At 73.0% G+C, this 17803-nt stretch carries 15 protein-coding genes; 7 read left to right on the forward strand and 8 right to left on the reverse strand.

Annotation, left to right across the window (positions count from 1 at the left end; translation table 11 throughout):
- The first annotated feature begins 115 nt into the window (after positions 1-115).
- Positions 116-1525: a trehalose-6-phosphate synthase gene (locus tag AB0M39_RS12310; RefSeq protein ID WP_365363056.1), complete on the forward strand. Its 1410-nt coding sequence runs from the start codon at positions 116-118 to the stop codon at positions 1523-1525.
- A gap of 86 nt (positions 1526-1611) precedes the next feature.
- Here the strand turns inward: AB0M39_RS12310 and otsB are convergent, their stop codons facing one another.
- From otsB to AB0M39_RS12325, 3 genes are all read right to left on the reverse strand, one after another.
- A complete protein-coding gene (gene otsB, locus AB0M39_RS12315) occupies positions 1612-2460 on the reverse strand; it encodes a trehalose-phosphatase (RefSeq protein ID WP_365363059.1) in 849 nt (282 codons plus the stop codon).
- 9 nt (positions 2461-2469) lie between these two features.
- The gene (locus AB0M39_RS12320; RefSeq protein ID WP_365363062.1) at positions 2470-2718 is read right to left on the reverse strand and encodes a DUF3263 domain-containing protein; all 249 of its coding nucleotides are present in this window, start codon (positions 2716-2718) and stop codon (positions 2470-2472) included.
- A gap of 228 nt (positions 2719-2946) precedes the next feature.
- The gene (locus AB0M39_RS12325; RefSeq protein ID WP_365363065.1) at positions 2947-4170 is read right to left on the reverse strand and encodes an extracellular solute-binding protein; all 1224 of its coding nucleotides are present in this window, start codon (positions 4168-4170) and stop codon (positions 2947-2949) included.
- A gap of 349 nt (positions 4171-4519) precedes the next feature.
- Between AB0M39_RS12325 and AB0M39_RS12330 the strand changes: the two genes are divergently transcribed.
- From AB0M39_RS12330 to AB0M39_RS12345, 4 genes are all read left to right on the forward strand, one after another.
- Entirely contained in the window at positions 4520-5410 is an 891-nt protein-coding gene (locus tag AB0M39_RS12330) for a sugar isomerase (protein WP_365363067.1), read from the forward strand.
- A 1149-nt stretch (positions 5411-6559) separates the two neighbouring features.
- Positions 6560-7555 carry an ROK family protein gene (locus AB0M39_RS12335; protein WP_365363069.1) on the forward strand — a complete coding sequence of 332 codons (996 nt, stop codon included), beginning with the start codon at positions 6560-6562 and terminating at the stop codon, positions 7553-7555.
- On the forward strand, positions 7555-8700 hold the full coding sequence (nagA, locus tag AB0M39_RS12340; protein ID WP_365363071.1) for an N-acetylglucosamine-6-phosphate deacetylase: 1146 nt from the start codon (positions 7555-7557) through the stop codon (positions 8698-8700). Before AB0M39_RS12335 ends, nagA begins: the two co-directional genes overlap by 1 nt.
- A gap of 128 nt (positions 8701-8828) precedes the next feature.
- Positions 8829-9755 (forward strand): 1-phosphofructokinase family hexose kinase, encoded by a 927-nt coding sequence (locus AB0M39_RS12345; RefSeq protein ID WP_365363073.1) that lies wholly within the window; start codon positions 8829-8831, stop codon positions 9753-9755.
- A 564-nt stretch (positions 9756-10319) separates the two neighbouring features.
- On the opposite strand, the gene AB0M39_RS12350 is transcribed toward AB0M39_RS12345, so the two are convergent.
- Entirely contained in the window at positions 10320-11303 is a 984-nt protein-coding gene (locus tag AB0M39_RS12350; RefSeq protein WP_365363075.1) for a CBM35 domain-containing protein, read from the reverse strand.
- 88 nt (positions 11304-11391) lie between these two features.
- The gene (gene cdgB, locus AB0M39_RS12355) at positions 11392-13059 is read right to left on the reverse strand and encodes a diguanylate cyclase CdgB (RefSeq protein ID WP_365363077.1); all 1668 of its coding nucleotides are present in this window, start codon (positions 13057-13059) and stop codon (positions 11392-11394) included.
- A gap of 305 nt (positions 13060-13364) precedes the next feature.
- Between cdgB and AB0M39_RS12360 the strand changes: the two genes are divergently transcribed.
- Complete coding sequence (locus AB0M39_RS12360) at positions 13365-13919, forward strand: flavin reductase family protein (protein WP_365363079.1); 555 nt, start codon at positions 13365-13367, stop codon at positions 13917-13919.
- Positions 13920-14292: 373 nt separating this feature from the next.
- Here the strand turns inward: AB0M39_RS12360 and arfB are convergent, their stop codons facing one another.
- Positions 14293-14718, reverse strand: coding sequence for an alternative ribosome rescue aminoacyl-tRNA hydrolase ArfB (gene arfB / locus AB0M39_RS12365; protein ID WP_365363081.1), 426 nt, complete (start codon positions 14716-14718; stop codon positions 14293-14295).
- A 156-nt stretch (positions 14719-14874) separates the two neighbouring features.
- Between arfB and AB0M39_RS12370 the strand changes: the two genes are divergently transcribed.
- Complete coding sequence (locus AB0M39_RS12370; protein ID WP_365363083.1) at positions 14875-15450, forward strand: TerD family protein; 576 nt, start codon at positions 14875-14877, stop codon at positions 15448-15450.
- A 164-nt stretch (positions 15451-15614) separates the two neighbouring features.
- Here the strand turns inward: AB0M39_RS12370 and AB0M39_RS12375 are convergent, their stop codons facing one another.
- Positions 15615-17012, reverse strand: a complete 1398-nt coding sequence (locus AB0M39_RS12375; RefSeq protein ID WP_365363085.1) for a M1 family metallopeptidase — start codon at positions 17010-17012, stop codon at positions 15615-15617.
- Between the two features lie 205 nt (positions 17013-17217).
- Positions 17218-17757 (reverse strand): heme-binding protein, encoded by a 540-nt coding sequence (locus AB0M39_RS12380; protein WP_365363087.1) that lies wholly within the window; start codon positions 17755-17757, stop codon positions 17218-17220.
- Positions 17758-17803 lie beyond the last annotated feature (46 nt).

Genomic DNA, 17803 nt, shown 5'->3' on the forward strand with positions numbered 1-17803 from the left:
CCCCGCGGGCAGCCCGCACAGGGCACGTCACCGTGACAGGCTGAAAACGCTGGAATCGGCGCCTTGCGTGACGTACTCACGTTTGAACATTTACGCGACTGGCTAGGTTCGCCACATGGTCTCCGCGCCGCCCCCGCCCCCCGCCGCCCAGGTCCTCGTCGCGTCGAATCGAGGGCCCGTCTCGTACAGCCTGCGCGACGACGGCGGCCTCGACGCCCGTCGCGGCGGCGGAGGGCTGGTGTCCGGGCTCTCGGCCATCGGGGCCGAGGCCGACGCGCTGTGGGTGTGCGCCGCGCTCGGCGACGGCGACCGGGAGGCCGTGCGGCGCGGCGTCGGCGAGCCCGGCGTGCGGATGCTCGACATCGAGGAGTCCGTCCACTCCGACGCGTACAACGGCATCGCGAACTCGGTCCTGTGGTTCGTCCACCACATGCTGTACCAGACCCCGCTGGAACCCGTCTTCGACGAGGAGTTCCGGCGGCAGTGGGCGGCGTACGAGACGTACAACCGCGCCTTCGCCCAGGCCCTGGCCGACCAGGCCGCCGACGGCGCCGCCGTGCTGATCCAGGACTACCACCTCGCGCTCGCCCCCGGCATGCTCCGCGAGCTCCGGCCCGACCTGCGGATCGGCCACTTCTCGCACACGCCCTGGGCCCCCGTCGACTACTTCCGGATGCTGCCCGACGACATCGCCGAGCAGCTGCTGCGCGGACTGCTCGGCGCGGACCGCACCTGCTTCCTGACCCGCAGGTGGGCGGACGCGTTCACCGCGTGCTGTACGGAGCTGCTGGGCGCCGACTCCCTCTCCGGCACCCGGATCGGGGTGCACGGCCTCGGCGCGGACGCGGACTTCCTGCGCGAGCGCGCGCACCGGCCGGACGTGGACGAGCGGCTCGAGGCGCTCCGGGAGCAGATCGGCCCGGGCCGGAAGACGATCGTCCGGGTGGACCGCACCGAGCTGTCGAAGAACATCGTGCGCGGGCTGCTCGCCTACCGCCATCTGCTCGAGTCCCGGCCCGAGTGGCGCGAGCGGGTGGTGCACATCGCGTTCGCCTACCCGTCCCGGCAGGACCTGGCGGTCTACCGCGCGTACACCGCCGAGGTCCAGCGACTGGCCGAGGAGATCAACGCGACGTACGGGACGGCGGGCTGGACCCCGGTCGTCCTGCACGTCAAGGACGACTTCGCCCGCTCGCTCGCCGCGTACCGGCTGGCGGACGCGGCCCTCGTCAACCCCATCCGGGACGGCATGAACCTGGTCGCGAAGGAGATCCCGGTGATCTCGGAGCGCGGCTGCGCGCTGGTGCTGTCGCGGGAGGCGGGGGCGTACGAGGAGCTGGGCGAGGACGCGCTGGCGATCAATCCGTACGACGTGACCGGCACGGCGCAGGCGCTCCACGAGGCACTGACGATGCCGGACGGCGAGCGGTCGGAGCGCAGCAAGCGGCTCGCGGTCGCGGCGACCGCGCTGCCGCCGCAGCAGTGGTTCCTGGACCAGCTGCGGGCGCTGCGGGAAGGCGGCTGACGCGGCGGGTCAGCCCCCCGCGCCTGCCCAGAGGCGGACCGCTCAGAGGTGGATCGCCAGAGGTAGACCGCTCAGAAGCGGACCGCTCAGAGCTCCCTGGCGAGCGCCGCCAGGAACTCCACGACCGCCGCCGGCCCCGGCACCAGCAGATCCGCGCGGGCCGCGACCTCCTGCACCTCCGCGCTGCCGCTGCACACCAGCAGCCCCGGCACGCCGTCCGAGCGGAGCTTCTCGACGGCGGAGAAGGCGGGCAGGTCGCCCAGGTCGTCCCCCGCGTACAGAACCGCCTGGGCGTCCACCTCGCGTACGTACTCCTGAAGCGCCACGCCCTTGTCCATGCCCGGCGGGCGCAGCTCGAGGACCATGCGGCCCGGCTCCAGGATCAGGCCGTTGCGGGCGGCCAGCTCGGCCAGCGGCCCGCGCAGGGCCTCGAAGGCGGCCTGCGGGTCGGACGCGCGGCGCGTGTGGACCGCGACGGCCTGGCCCTTCTCCTCGATCCAGGTGCCGCGCCAGGCGCCGATCCGGTCGAGGAACCCGGGGAGCTCGGCGCGGGCGGCGGCGACGCCGGGGTGCGCGGCGGGGGTGCGGACGGTGCCGCTGACCGCGTCCCAGCGCTCGGCGCCGTAGTGGCCCAGGACGACGAGGTGGTCGAGGCCCGGCACGCCCGCGAAGCCGCCGTACCGCACGGCCACGCCGGCCGGGCGGCCGGTGACGACGGCGACGGAGGCGACCTTCGGCGCGAGCGCGGCGAGGGCGGGGACGGCGCCGGGGTGGGCGCGGGCCTGTTCGGGGTCGGGGACGATCTCGGCGAGGGTGCCGTCGAAGTCGAGTGCGACGACGGCCTTGTCGTGCCGCGCGAGGAGCGCGGCCAGGCCCTCACGGCCTGCGGGGGTGGACGGCGTCGGCAAGGGGTGCGCGTACGGGGAGCTGCCCATGCCCCGACCCTATCGGCGGGCTCTCCGCGCGTCTCTGACTCGGCGCAGCCGGTTGACGGTGACGGGGTCGTGGGCGAGGGCGCGCTCGTCGTCCAGGAGGGCGTTGAGGAGCTGGTAGTAGCGGACCGGGGAGATGCCGAGCTGCTCCCTGATGGCGCGTTCCTTTGCGCCGGGGCCGGGCCAGGAGCGGTGCTCCATGGCCAGTACGGCGCGGTCGCGCTCGGAGAGCGCCGGCGTCTCGGTCATACGATCCAACATATCGGCCTCCGCCGGGACGCATCCCGCATTCGGCCGAGGGAGCACCGCGACGGGGGACGCTGCCCGATGCGCCCGGGCGGCTGGGGCTGGTCGACCACCGGGCTCGGCGGCCTTGGCTGCTCGACGACCGGGGCTGGTCAGCGGCCTTGGCTGCTCTGCTCGACGACCTCGGCTGCTCGACGACCGGGGCTGATCGGCGACCGGGCCGCTCCCCGACGCGCCCGCCCGCTACTCCGCGCTCTCCGCCACCGTCGCGTCCCGGGAGATCTTGCCGAGCGTCGCGGACGGGCTGCCGCCCTTCCCCACCGCCTTGCCGATGTTCTGCTTGATGCTCTCGCTGACCGCGGCCCACGAGGTCTTGCCGACCGGCGGCAGCACGGAGGTGTCCAGCTCCTGGAGGAACTTCCTCAGATCCGCGTGCTTGGCGTCGCCCTCCATCGCCTCGGAGGCGGAGACGGTGACCGGCAGCAGGTCGTTGTGGCCGGCGAACTCCAGGACGTTCTCGTCGCTGAAGACGAAGTCCAGGAACGTGCCTATCTCCTCGCGGTGGCCGTTCTGCTTGAAGCCCATGATCCAGTCGGCGACGCCCATCGCCGCCTTGGCCTTGCCGTCGCGGCCGGGCAGCGCCACCATGCCGACGTCCACGCCGGCCTTCTCGGCGGCCTGCATCAGCGACGGGTGGCCGTTGAGCATGCCGACCTCGCCGCGGGTGAACGCGTCGAAGGCGTCCTTGCGGTTGAGCTCGGCGGGGGCGATGGGGCCGGTGAGGCCCTTGTCGACCAGGTTGTCCTTCAGCCAGTCGAAGGTGGCGACGTTCTCGGGCGAGTCGATGGAGTACTTGTCGACCGCGTCCGTGTAGCCGTCGCCGCCGCTGAGCAGCCACATCATGGTCTCGGCCTGGGCCTCCTCGGGCCCGAGCGGCAGCGCGAAGGGGAACTTCGCGTCGGTGCTCGCCTTGATCTTCGCGGCGGCGGACTGGAGGTCGTCCCAGGTCTTGGGGTCCTCGGTGACGCCGGCCTCGGCGAAGAGCTCCTTGTTGTAGAAGAGCAGCCGGGTGGAGGCGACGAACGGCAGTCCGTACTGCATGCGCTGCTGCTCGCCGGCGTCGACGAGCGGGCCGAGGAAGTTGGACTGCACCGGGATGGAGAGCAGCTGGTCGGCGGTGTAGAGCTTGTCCTGCGCCGCGTAGTCGGCGTACGCGCCGATCTGGGCGATGTCGGGGGCGTCGCCGCTCTTGACCGCCTCGGCGACCTTGCGGTCGACGTCGCTCCAGGACTCGATCTGGACCTCGACGTCGATGTCGGGGTTCTGCGCCTCGAACTCCTTGACCAGGTCGGCCCAGTACTTCTTGGTGCTCTCGTCGCCGGCGACGTCGTAGTCGGCGGCGATCAGCTTGAGGGTGACGTCGCCGGAACCGCTGGAGCTGCCACAGCTCGTGAGCACTGCCGTCATACCGAGCGCGGCGACTGCCGCGGTCAGACCAAAGAAGCGCCGCTGCAAGGCTCTTCCCCACCCTCTGCCGTTGATTGCTTTTCTGATCGTCCTCGTGGGTCCCCCGAGACGCCAAACCGAGATGAGCTGCGATTTTCTCTCATCCGGAGGCATGAGGTCTACACCAAGGTCTACACCACTCTGGTATCACTTCCGCAACGCGGGTCCAGGGGCGGTCCAGGGCGGGTCCAGGGGGAGGGCCGTACGTTACCCGACCGTATGGGGCGGGTAGGCACGGTCCTGTCCCCGCACGGCGCAACTCCCGTCGCCGACTCGCCCGCACCTGTTACCTGGTAGGAGAACGCCTCGCATGTCCCGTACCTCAGCAGAGATAGCCACCCAGCCGGCCTGCTGGCGCCGAGCGGCCGAGGCCGCGGCGTCCTTCGAGGGGCTGCCGCAGCCGGGCGAGCGGGTCGCCGTCACCGGGTGCGGTACGTCGTGGTTCATGGCGATGGCCTACGCGGCGCTGAGGGAGGCGGCGGGGCAGGGCGAGACGGACGCGTTCGCGGCCTCGGAGTTCCCCGCGGGGCGTGCGTACGACCGCGTGGTCGCCATCACGCGCTCCGGCACGACGACGGAGGTGCTGGAGCTCCTGGCGGGGCTGCGCGGCGAGGTCCCCACGCTCGCCCTGACGGCCGACCCGCGCACCCCGGTCATGGCGGCGGCGGACGCGGTAGCGGTGCTGGACTGGGCGGACGAGGAGTCGGTGGTCCAGACGCGGTTCGCGACGACGGCGCTGGCGTTCCTGCGGGCGGGACTGGGAGCCGTACCAGGCGTGAAGACGATCGCCGAGGCGGCGGTCGACGCGGAGCTGGCACTGACGGAGCCGCTGCCGGAGGCGGTCCTCGCGGCGGAGCAGTGGACGTTCCTGGGCCGGGGCTGGGCGTACGGCCTGGCCCTGGAGGCGGGGCTGAAGATGCGCGAGGCGGCGGGGGCGTGGACGGAGTCGTACCCCGCGTTGGAGTACCGCCACGGCCCGATCGCGATCACCGCCCCCGGCCGGGTGACCTGGATCTTCGGCCCGGTCCCGGAGGGCCTGGCGGCCGACGTCTCCCGCGTCGGCGGCACGCTCGAGGCGAACCACGTGGACCCCCTGGCAGACCTGATCCGCGCGCAACGCCTGGCGGTCACCCTGGCGGAGGCGAAGGGCTACGACCCGGACAGACCGAGGAACCTGACGCGCAGCGTGATCTTGGGATAGCGGGGGGCTTGTGGCGCGGGTTCACCGTGGGTGCGGGGGCTTGGGCGTGCGGGGGTGCGCGGGGCGGCCGGTCTTGTTCGGTGCGGGGCCTGAGCCTCCGGGCCCCGGACCGGCGGTCCTGTTTGGCGCGGGCACCCGGGCACGCGGGGTGCCCCAAGTCGCGGGCTCTCCATAGGTGCAGGCACCCGTGCCTCCGGGCCCCGAGCCAGCCCGTCCTGTTCCATGCGGGTGCCCGGGCACGCGGGGTCGCCCGAGCCAGCCGGTCCTGCTCGGTGCGGGTGGCGCGGTGCCCCTCCGGGCTCGACTCCTCGGGGTCGGCGGCGTACAGGCTCTTGTCCCGCGCACCCCGGTTCTGCCGCCGATCCCCTGCGGGGACGACCCTGCACGGCCCCACATGGAGCACCCCAGCGGACCAAGACCCCGCACCGCTCCAACTGCCGAAGGACACAGGGCCCATAGGCCTGAGGCACCCTCGCGGCGCGAAGCCGCCGCGAACGGGGCTTGTAGGGGCGCAGCCCCTCCATGAACCCCGGACTCGGCCCTCCGCCCCGAGCACCACCGCGGCAGCGGCGCGAGCCGCCGCCGGGGCGTGGTGCCCCAGACCCCGCTCCCCTCGGCCGAGAGCCCGGGCGCTCTCGCGGCGCGAAGCCGCCGCAGCCGAGGCTGTAGGGGCGCAGCCACTCCATGAATCCCGCCGAGGGATTCCGCCCACCACCCGAGTCCCCCGCCGCGCCAGCGGTGCGAGCCCGGCCGGGGGCAGGGGCGCAGCCCCTGAGTCCTCGAGCGACTCGGTCCTCCGCCCCGAGCACCACCGCGCCAGCGGCACGAGCCGCCGCACCCAGGTCGGGGCACCCCAGATCGAATCCACCGCCGTAGGCGTAGAGGCCCGGGCGCCCCCGCGCCCGCCGGGCAGCGCAGGGGGCGCAGCCCCCTCGCTCACCCCAATCCCCCGCGGCGCGAAGCCGCCGCCCACCGGGGGTGCGGGGCCCCGCCCCCACACCCCACCTCCCCCTTGGGGGGCTGGGGGCTTGCCCCCAGTTCAGGGAAGGGGCGGGGTGGGGGAGAACACACCCCGTTTGTATGGGGACGCAACAAATCCGTGACGCAGTGGACTAGACCTTTCCCCTCTCCACCCGCCAGACTGTCCACGTGAGACACGTCATCGCCCTCGATGTGGGCGGCACCGGAATGAAAGCCGCCCTCGTCGGGGTGGACGGGGCCCTGCTGTACGAAGCTCGGCGCGCCACCGGGCGGGAGCGGGGGGCCGATGCCGTCGTCGAGTCCATCCTCGCCTTCGCCGCCGACCTCCTCGCCCACGGCCGCCGGCGCCTCGGCCAGCGCGCCGAGGCCGCCGGCGTCGCCGTTCCCGGCATCGTCGACGCCGAGCACGGGGTCGCGGTCTACGCCGCCAACCTCGGCTGGCGCGACGTACCCCTGCGGGACCTGCTCACCGAGCGACTCGGCATCCCCGTCGCCCTCGGGCACGACGTACGGACCGGCGGGCTCGCCGAGGGGCGGATCGGGGCCGGCAAGGGGGCCGACCGGTTCCTCTTCGTTCCCCTCGGCACCGGAATCGCCGGCGCCATCGGCATCGCGGGGTCCATCGAGGCCGGCGCCCACGGCTGCGCCGGCGAGATCGGCCATATCGTCGTCCGGCCCCAGGGCGCCGAGTGCGGCTGCGGCCAGCGCGGCTGTCTGGAGACCCTCGCCTCCGCCGCCGCCGTCAGCCGCGCCTGGGCCCAGGCGAGCGGCGACCCGGACGCCGACGCCGCCGACTGCGCCAAGGCCGTCGAGTCCGGCGACGCCCGCGCCCGCGCGGTCTGGGACGAGGCCGTGAGCGCGCTCGCCGACGGCCTGGTCACCGCGCTCACCCTGCTGGACCCCCGCACTCTCATCATCGGTGGCGGTCTCGCCGAGGCAGGGGAAACCTTGTTCACACCACTGCGGGCCGCCGTCGAGGAGCGCGTCACGTTCCAGAAGGTGCCCGCCATCGTCCCCGCCGCTCTGGGAGACACCGCCGGATGCCTCGGCGCGGGCCTGCTCGCCTGGGACCTGCTCGACACCGACGCCGACACCGAGACGGACACCGACGCCGACACGGACGCCAACGCCGACAGCCACACCGACACGGAGGTAACCGCCTGATGGCCGACCGCATGGTTCTCACCGGCGCCAAGGTGGTGCTGCCCACCGGAGTCGTCGAGATGGGACGGGTGATCGTCGAGGGCGCGGAGATCGTCGGCGCCGCCCCCGCCGACGCGCCCTCCCACGACCTCGCCGGCCACTGGGTCGTCCCCGGCTTCGTCGACATCCACAACCACGGCGGCGGCGGCGCGTCCTTCACCTCCGGCAGCGCCGAGGACGTCCTCAAGGGCGTGCGGACCCACCTCGAGCACGGCGCCACCACCCTCGTCGCCTCCACCGTCACCGGCGAGATGGACTTCCTCGCCCACCGGGCCGGCTTCCTCTCCGAGCTCGTCGAGCAGGGCGACCTGGCCGGCATCCACTTCGAGGGCCCGTTCATCTCGCCGTGCCGCAAGGGCGCGCACAGCGAGGCGCTGCTCCGCGCCCCCGACCCCGCCGAGGTCCGCAAGCTCGTCGATGCCGCGCGCGGCACGGCGCGCATGATGACGCTCGCCGCCGAGCTGCCCGGCGGCATCGACTCCGTACGCCTGCTCGTCGAGCACGGCGTGGTCGCCGCGATCGGCCACACGGACGCGACGTACGAGCAGACCGTCGAGGCGATCGACGCGGGCGCCACCGTGGCCACCCATCTCTTCAACGCGATGCCCCCGCTCGGCCACCGCGCCCCCGGCCCCATCGCCGCCCTCCTGGAGGACGAGCGGGTCACCGTCGAGCTCATCAACGACGGCGTCCACCTCCACCCCGCCGCCCTGGAGCTCGCCTTCCACCGCGCGGGCGCCGGCCGCGTCGCGTTCATCACCGACGCCATGGACGCCGCCGGCTTCGGCGACGGCCGCTACCAGCTCGGCCCGCTGGCCGTGGAGGTCAGGGACGGCGTCGCCCGGCTCGCCGACGGCGATTCGATCGCCGGCTCCACGCTCACCCTGGACACCGCGTTCAAGCGCGCGACCACCGTCGACCGGCTGCCCGTCGAGGACGTCGTCCAGGCCATCTCGGCCAACCCCGCGAAGGTGCTCGGGATGTACGACCGGGTCGGCTCGCTGGAGCCCGGCAAGGACGCGGACCTGGTGGTCCTCGACGCGGACTTCGAGCTCAAGGGCGTGATGCGCAAGGGCGAATGGGTGATTGAGCCGCAAGTAGGGTGATTTCTGGGCAAGTTACGGCAAGGCGGTTGGTCGAAGGATCCATTCCGGGGTCTGGGCCAACCGCCTTCCGTTTGGCATGATCAGGACCGTACGAACGCGACCAGCACGTTTCCGGGGGGTGTCCACGGGTGATCCTCACGGTCACGCTCAACACCGCACTCGACATCACGTACACGGTCCCGGCCCTGGTCCCGCACACCGGCCACCGCGTCGGCGACGTCCGCGAACGCCCCGGCGGCAAGGGGCTGAACGTCGCCCGCGTCCTGACCGCCCTCGGGTACGAGAGCGTCGTCACCGGCTTCGTCGGCGGGCCCACCGGGGCCGTGGTCCGCGAACTGCTCGCCCCGCTCGCCCCGCACGACGCCCTCGTCCCCGTCGCCGGGGCCACCCGCCGCACCGTCGCCGTCGTCGACGCGTCGAGCGGCGACACCACCCAGCTCAACGAGCCGGGACCGACGGTCGGCCCCGAGGAGTGGGCCGCGTTCCTCGCGTCGTACGACTCCCTGGTGCGCGAGGCCGCCGCGGTCGCCCTCTGCGGCAGCCTGCCGCCCGGCGTCCACGTCGGCGCGTACGCCGAGCTGATCCGCCGGGCCCGCGCCGCCGGAGCCCCCGTGCTGCTGGACACCAGCGGCGAGCCGCTGCGCCGCGGCATCGCCGCCCGCCCCGACCTGGTCAAGCCCAACGCCGAGGAGCTCGCCCAGCTCACCGGCGGCCGCGAGCCGCTGCGCGCCGCCCGCGACGCACGCCGCCGAGGGGCGCACGCCGTGGTGGCCTCCCTCGGCGCGGAGGGCGTCATGGCGGTCACCGCGAAGGGCGTCTGGCACGCGATCCCGCCGGCCCCGGTGAAGGGCAACCCGACGGGCGCGGGCGACTCGGCGGTCGCCGGGCTGCTCTCCGGCCTGGTGGACGGGCTCTCCTGGCCCGACCGGCTCTCCCGCGCGGTGGCCCTGTCGACCGCGACCGTGCTGGCCCCGGCGGCAGGCGAGTTCGACCCCACGGCGTACGAGGACCTGCTGGAGCGCGTCACGGTGACCGAACAAGCGGTCGCGGCGTGAGAACGAGCGGCTGCGGCATGCGGACGAGCGGCCTCTGCCTGAGAACGGGCGGCCGCGGTACGAGGACGAGCTGTCGCGGCATGCGGACGAGCGGCCGCGGCCTGAGTCCGACGCCCCCGGTGCCCCCGGCGAGCCCAGCCGAGCCGCCGCGCCCAGCCGACCCGGCGGACAAGGCCCGAGATCCCCACGATCGGGCGCGCCCGCCCGGGAAGTGAGCTGGACCATGCCCCTCGTCTCCACCGGTGAACTCGTCTCGGCCGCCGCGGCCGGATCGCACGGCGTCGCCGCCTGGAGGCCGACGGCACGACCGTGGACCCCCGGAAATACCTCGCCCCGGCTCGCGAGGCGATGACCGGGACGGTGACGGAGTTCTTGAAGACGCTCGGCCAGCCGGCCGGCGCCTGACGGATTCAGGCCGCCCGAGTCAGGGCGCCCGCGCCGGGCTGGTGGTCGGGCTCACAGGCCCTCTGTGCCACCTGGCCGGGCTGTCCAGGCCGCCCGCGCCGCCCCTGCCCGGCTGCTGGTCGGGCCGACCCTGCCGGAGCTGACCCGACAGGGGCTCGGTCAGCTCTTGACCTGGCCCGGCTTCAGCGACACCTGGTCGAGGAACGCCTCGCACTGGTCGCCCTGCTCGCAGGAAATCTTCAGGTCGTTCTTGCCGGGCTTGAGGTTCACATAGGCGTAGGTGCGGGTCCAGCCCTTCTCCCAGTCGCCCTCCTTCGCCCTGGCGAAGTTCGACATGTTGATCGCGCGAGGAGTGCCGCCGTTGATGGTCAGCGTCGTCTTGGCGTCCTTGCCCGGCACGCCGTACGTGATGAACATCGTGTACTCGCCGCCCGCGGGCACGTCCACCGACCAGCTCGCCGAACCGCCGACGCCGTTGAACGACACATACGCGCCGTCAGCGCCCTTCGCGCCCTTGACGTCGGTGGCCAGCCTCGCAGGGCCGCCCAGCTGGAGCGTCGCCGCGTCCTGCGCCGGCAGGTCCTTCGGGGGCTCCTTCGAGGCGGACGGCTCGGAGCTCGGCTTCACGGTGTCCGCCGCGGTCGGGCCGCCGGACGAGCCCGGCTCGCTGGCCTTCTTGTCCTTGTCGTCGCTGGTCATCAGGGCCGCGCCGATGCCGATGACGACGACCGCGACGACCGCGATGGCGCCGATGAGCAGGCCCTTGGTGTTGGGGCCGCCGCTGCGCCCGCCGCCGCCGCTGCCGTGGCCGCCGGGCTGCGGGGTCTGACGGGTCGGCGCGCCGCCGGGGTAGGTCTCGGGGGCCGCGTAGTGCGCGGTGGGCTGCTGCGCGCCGGGCTGGCCGTAGCCCTGCTGGCCGTACGCCTGCTGCTGCGGCACCTGCTGGCCGTACTGGCGCTCGCCGACCGTGCGCACCTGGTTGTACGAGGTTCTGGGGACGCCCGGCTGCGCCGCCGGACCGGGGTAGCCGTAGCCGCGACCCTGCCCAGGCGGAGTCGCGCCCGCTGCCTGACCGTCCGCGTACAGGTAGCCGAACGGGTCGTCGTCCTCGGGCGTGCTCGCGCCGTTGTTCGCGGCCGTCATCCCTAGTCACTCCTCACCATGTCGTCAGCACATCGCCGACGCGGGCGAGCCTACCCGGTTCGGAGTAGCCAAACAGGCGGCTCCGGCCTCAGCCTGCCCTGCGGTGCACCTTGGCCCGCGAACGCTTCTCGATGTACATCCGCTGGTCGGCGGATTGCAGGACCTCCTCGACGGACATCCCGCAACTGGCCCAGCCGATGCCGAAGCTCGCCCCGACCCGTACCCCGCGACCGCCCACCCGGATGGGCAGGATGATCGCGTTCCGCAGGCGTACGGCCAGGTCGGCGGCGTCGGCCGCGCCCAGGCCGTCGGCGAGGACGACGAACTCGTCGCCGCCCAGCCGGGCGACCGTGTCGCCCTCGCGCACCCCCGTGGTGAGGCGGCGCGCGACCTCGACCAGCACGGCGTCGCCGGTCTGGTGACCGAACCGGTCGTTGATCGACTTGAATCCGTCGAGGTCGCAGAAGAGGACGGCAAGCCCCTTGGCGCCGTCGTCGACGTCTGTGTCGGGGGCCACGGTGTGGACGTGGTCGAAGGGACCGGCCGGCGCACTGTCGAATCCGTCACTGCGGAAGGCGTGCTCGCCGTCGGCGGACTCCGCGCTGTCGTACGTGTCGTAACTCTCGTACGGATCGAAGGAGCCGTAGGCCGCGGCGGTCGTGCGCGCCGAGACCGGGCGCTCGCACAGCCGGGCGCTGAGCCGGGCGCGCAGCTCGGCGCTGTTGGGCAGCCCGGTGAGCGAGTCGTGCGAGGCGCGGTGCGCGAGCTGGAGCTCGTGGCGCTTGCGCTCCTCGATGTCCTCGACGTGGGTGAGCAGGAAGCGGGGGCCGTCGGCGGTGTCGGCGACGACGGAGTTGCGCAGCGAGACCCATAGATACGTCCCGTCGCGGCGGCCCAGGCGCAGCTCGGCGCGCCCGCCCTCGGCGGACGTGCGCAGCAGCGTGCCGACGTCCTCGGGGTGGACCAGGTCGGCGAAGGAGTAGCGGCGCATCGCGGAGGCGGGGCGGCCGAGCAGCCGGCACAGCGCGTCGTTGGTGCGCAGCAGCCGCCCGTGCTGGTCGCCGCCCATCTCGGCGATGGCCATGCCGCTGGGGGCGTACTCGAAGGCCTGCCGGAAGGACTCCTCGCTGGCGCGCAGGGCCTGCTGCTCGCGCTCGAGCCGGACCAGGGCGCGCTGCATGTTGGCGCGCAGCCGGGCGTTGCTGATGGCGATGGCCGCCTGGGAGGCGTACATCTGAAGGGCCTCCTGGCCCCAGGGTCCTGGGCGGCGGCCGTTGCGCGGGCGGTCCACGGAGATCACGCCGAGCAGCTCGCGCCCGCCGCCGGAGGCGTACATGGGCGCGTAGAGACGGTCCTGCGGGTGCCACTCGTCGTCGAAGCGGGGGTCGGGGCCCTCGGTGTGCCACTGGGGGACGTCGTCCTCTATCAGGACCCAGCCCTCGGTGTGCGGGATGAAGCGGAGCTCGCCCCAGGCCTCGCCCATGGAGAGCCTGCGCTCCCAGGAGGGGCGGGAGCCGACGCGGCCGGTGATCAGGGCCTCGGCGGCGGCGCTGCCGGCGAAGGCGGCGACGACGAGGTCGCCGTCGGGGCGCACGAGGTTGACGCAGGCCAGCTCATAGCCGAGTCCGGCCACGACTCCGTCGGCGACGGTCTGCAGAGTGTCGGCCAGGCTCCGGGCGGTGTTGAGCTCGGCGACGACCTGATGCAGCTGCCGCAGGGTCGCAAGACGGACGTAGGGCTCCGACTCGGTCTCCATGCTCGCTCTCCCCGAGACCTCGACAGCAACTCCAGGGTTCTCATCGGCATTCTTGGTGCGGTATCACGGCCACTGAATCACAGCGAGCTGCCCACTCGGTACACAGGGTCAACAATTACTAGGCTCTGTGACTCAAGTCACATCAGAGGGTGGAGAGTTGCCCGATCCCTGTGGGAGCGCTCCATAGATTTGTTGAATACACATCAAAATTCCGGACCAGCTCCGTCCGCCGCCGACGGTCCTAGGACCAGGCTGGTCCCCTGGTCCGATGCCCCGGGCGGACGGCCGAGACTAGCGTTCCTCGTGTGTTGCAGACGACCCCTTCACCCGGCCCTGATCTCATCCCGCATGCTGAGGGGGTGAGCAACGAGGAGTTCCGCACCGCCATGTCCCGGCTGGCGGCGGGCGTGGTGCTGGTGACCGCGCACGACGCCGAGGACGGCCCGCGCGGCGAGGACGTCGGCATGACGGCGACGGCCTTCATGTCGGTCTCCCTGGACCCGCCGCTGGTGCTGGTGAGCCTGCGCAACGGCTCCCGCATGGACGACCTGCTCGCCGAACAGCCGCTGTGGGGCGTGTCGGTGCTCGCGGAGAGCCAGCGTCAGATCGCGGGCCGCTTCGCAATGAAGGGCCGGGTGAGCGACCGGCTGCTCTTCGCGGACGTCCCCAGCCGACGGGGCGAGACGAGCGGGGCGCTGCTGGTCGACGGAGCGCTGGCCACGCTGGAGTGCCGAACGGAGCAGCGGGTGGCGGCGGGGGACCACACCCTGGTGATCGCCCGCGTGCTCACGGTCGGGCTGCCGAGCGGGGACACGGGACCGCTGCTGTACTTCCGGGGGAAGTACCGGCACTTGGGCTGAGGGGGGCGGGGGGCGAAACGGGGTCCCCGAGCGTCAGGGCGGGCGGCCCGGCGGAGGACGCCGAGGCGGTGAGCGGGGGTGCCGAGCCGGTGTCCGAACGGCCCGGCGGGCGGGCCGGCGCGACGTCCTACGAGCAGCATGCGGCGGCGCCCGCAGTGCTCGGCCGACTGGGCGAGCGGCTCTGTCGTGAGGCCGCTGGGGCCGACGAGGGGTGCGGCACGGGGCTGAGGCACGGGACGTGCCGATGGGGCGTGATGGGACGTGCCGATGGGGTTGGCCGACGAGGGCTGCGCCCAGGAGGCGACCGACGTGACGGGACCGGGAGGGCGCTCTCGGCTGGCCGACCGCGGGCTGGCCCGGTGCGCTGCCGGGACTACCAGTCGCGAGACGAACGGCCGCGCTTCGTCTCCGAGCGCTGCTTCTTCTCCCGCAGCCGGCGCTCGTTGATCCCCCGCGGGATCCTCGTCGGGCGCCGCGGCCTCGGCGGCGGGGCCGTCGCCTCCGCCAGCAGCGCCGCCAGCCGGATCGCCGCCGTCTCGCGGTTGCGCCACTGGGAGCGGTGCTCCGAGGCCCGTACGGTGATCACCCCGTCCACCAGCCGGCTCGCCAGCCGCTCCAGCGCACGCTCCTTCCAGACCGGAGGCAGCGACTCCGTCCGCGCGAGGTCGAAGCGGAGCTCCACCTTCGAGTCGGAGGTGTTGACGTGCTGGCCGCCGGGCCCGGACGAACGGGAGAAACGCCAGTTGAGCTCGGGCTCCGGGAGGGAGACCGAGCCGCGGATGAGATAGGGGCCGGACATGCCTCCATGGTCCCGTGCCCCCGACCTTCGCGTCACCCTCTTTTCATTCGCGGCTTCCGTATGGAACCTCGCGGTCCCCTGCCGGCGTTATGACGATTGACGGTAGCTTCAGGAGCGCTCGAAGCCCGCACACTCGAACACGAAGGGGACTTCCCAATGGCAGTAAGCCTGTCCAAGGGCGGCAACGTCTCGCTCACCAAGGAGGCACCGGGCCTGACCGCCGTCACGGTCGGCCTCGGCTGGGACGTCCGCACCACCACCGGCACCGACTTCGACCTCGACGCCTCGGCGATCGGCGTGAACCCCGGCGGCAAGGTCGCCTCGGACGCCCACTTCGTCTTCTTCAACAACAAGGCGACGCCGGACCAGACCATCGTCCACACCGGTGACAACCGCACCGGCGAGGGCGGCGGCGACGACGAGCAGATCAACGTCAACCTCGCCGGTCTGCCCGCCGACGTCGACAAGATCGTCTTCCCGGTCTCGATCTACGACGCCGTCAGCCGCAGCCAGAACTTCGGCCAGGTGCGGAACGCCTACATCCGCATCATCAACCAGGCCGGCGGCGCCGAGATCGCGCGCTACGACCTGAGCGAGGACGCCGCCGTCGAGACCGCCATGGTCTTCGGCGAGCTCTACCGCAACGGCGCGGAGTGGAAGTTCCGCGCCGTCGGCCAGGGTTACGCCTCGGGCCTGGAGGGCATCGCCCGGGACTTCGGCGTCAACCTCTGAGCCGTGCGGCTCCTGTAGCCGCAGCTCTCGCTGTGAGCTCTCGCTGTGAGCTCTCGCTGTGAGCTCTCGCTGTGAGCTCTCGCTGTGACGAGGCCCCGGCCGCCGCGACGCGGAGGCCGGGGCCTCGTCGCGTCCAGCAGGGGGGCGAAGCAGGGGTGAGGGGGTCAGGGCGTGTCCGGCCTCTCGTCCCCGTACAGCCAGACGTCCCACACCTCGCTCAGATCCTCGCCCGACTTCTCCTCTACGTACTCGGTGAAGTCGGCGGTCGAGGCGTTCCCGTACCGGTGCTCGGCCGGCCAGCCCCGCAGGATCTCCCGGAAGACGTCGTCGCCGACCGCCTGCCGGATCTTGTGCAGCACCATCGCGCCCCGCCCGTACACCGGCGCGCTGGAGATGTCCGCGGCCGAGGGCGGCGCCGCGGGCGGAAACTCCCAGTTGGCCTCGTCGGCGAACGCCTCGTCGAAGCTCTCCTGCGCCGGCATGTCGTCGAAGTCCTCGGCCCAGAGCCACTCCGCGTAGGTGGCGAAGCCCTCGTTGAGCCACATGTCCCGCCAGCTCGCGGGCGACACGGAGTCGCCGTACCACTGGTGCGCGATCTCGTGCACCAGCGTCGGGAGGTCGAACTGCCCCTGCGGGAAGACCGGCCTGGTCTGCGTCTCCAGGGCGTAGCCGACGTCGCCGTCCGGCACGACGATCGCGCCGGCGGCGGAGAAGGGGTACGGACCGAAGTTCTCCGTCCCCCACTTCACGACCTCGGGGACGCGGCCCAGCAGCGCCTTGCTGTCGTCGGCGAGCTCCGGGTCGACGGCGTTGACGACGGGCAGGCCGGAGGCGGTCCGGGTGGACTTCACGTCGTACGGCCCGATGGCGAGCGTGGCCAGGTAGCTGGCCATGGGCTCCTTCGACGTCCAGACGAAGGACGTGCGGCCGCCGTCGGCGCGCTCGCTCTCCAACTCGCCGTTGGAGACGGCCTTGAGCGGCTTGGGGACGGTGACCGCGATGTCGTACGTCGCCTTGTCGGAGGGGTGGTGGTTGCCGGGGAACCAGCTCATCGAGCCGGTCGGCTCGCCGACGGCCAGCGCTCCTTCCTCGGTCGCCAGCCAGCCCTCCTTGGAGCGGTCCGCGTCGACGACGGTGCGGGGGACGCCGGAGTAGCGGACGACGGTACGGAAGGTCTCGCCCTTGTCGAGGTCGCGGCGGGGGCGGACGGTCAGCTCGTCGCCGGCCCGGTTGGCGGCGGCCTCGCGGCCCTCGACCTGTACGCCGTCGACGGTCAGCCCGTGCAGATCGAGGTTGAACGCGCTCAGATCCTGAGTGGCGCGGGCGGTGATCTCCGCGGAGCCGGTGAGGCGGCCGGTGCGGGGCTCGTAGTCGAGGGTCAGGTCGTAGTGCTCGACGTCGTAGCCGCCGTTGCCGAGCTTGCGGAAGTACGGGTCGCGCAGGCCGGCGGCCCCGGGCTCGCCTTCGACGCCCGCGCCCCCGCCCGTGCACCCCGCCGAGCTCACGAGGAGCAGCAGGGCGAGGGCGGGGGCGACGGCGCGTACGAGAGCTCGCTGGTCCACACAGTGATCCTATGCGGGGGCGGGCGGGGGCCGGGCCTGCGGTGCTTGGGCGCTGGCGCTGCGGTGCTGGGGCGCTGGCGCTGCGTGCTGGGGGCCCGGGGAGGGGGTGCCCGGCCCTCGCTGGTGAGGGGCGGGGCGGCCTCCGGTTCGGCCGCGGATCAGCCTCCAGGTCGGCCGCGGATCAGCCTCCGGTCAGGACCGCGGATCAGCGGGAGAGCGCGGCCACGCCCGCCTTCGCGAACTGCTCGTCCAGGTCGCCGCTCGGCGCGCCCGCGACGCCGATGCCCGCGATCGGGGCGCCCTTCGACTGGACCGGGACGCCGCCGCCGAGGAAGAGGGTGCCGGGGATGTCCTTCAGGTTCGGGGCCTGCTCCAGGCGCTTGACCAGCTCGGAGGTCGGGGCGTTCCAGGAGGCCGCCGTGAACGCCTTGCGCTCGGCCGACTCGTACGACTGCGGGCCCGCGCCGTCGCCGCGCAGGACGACGACGGTGTTGCCGTTGCGGTCCACCACGGCGACCGTGATCCGCTGGTTCGCCTTCTCGGCGGCGTCGAGGGTCGCCTGCGCGGCCTTCGTCGCGGCGTCCACGGTGAGGTGCGTGGACTGCTGGAGGTTGCGGTTCGCGGTGTCGGCGACGGTCGCGGTCTTCGTCTCGGCGGCGGGCGCGGAGGCGTTCGCGGAGACGGCGCCGAACGTGCCGGCGGCGAGGGCGGCGGCAGCGGTCGCGCCGATCAGGATCTTCTTCACGGTGGGCTCCTTCGAGGTGGCTGAGAGGCTCTGCGTTCGATCCTCC

Origin of the sequence: Streptomyces sp. NPDC051907, from assembly GCF_040681075.1 — a bacterium.
Taxonomy (GTDB): Bacteria; Actinomycetota; Actinomycetes; order Streptomycetales; family Streptomycetaceae; genus Streptomyces.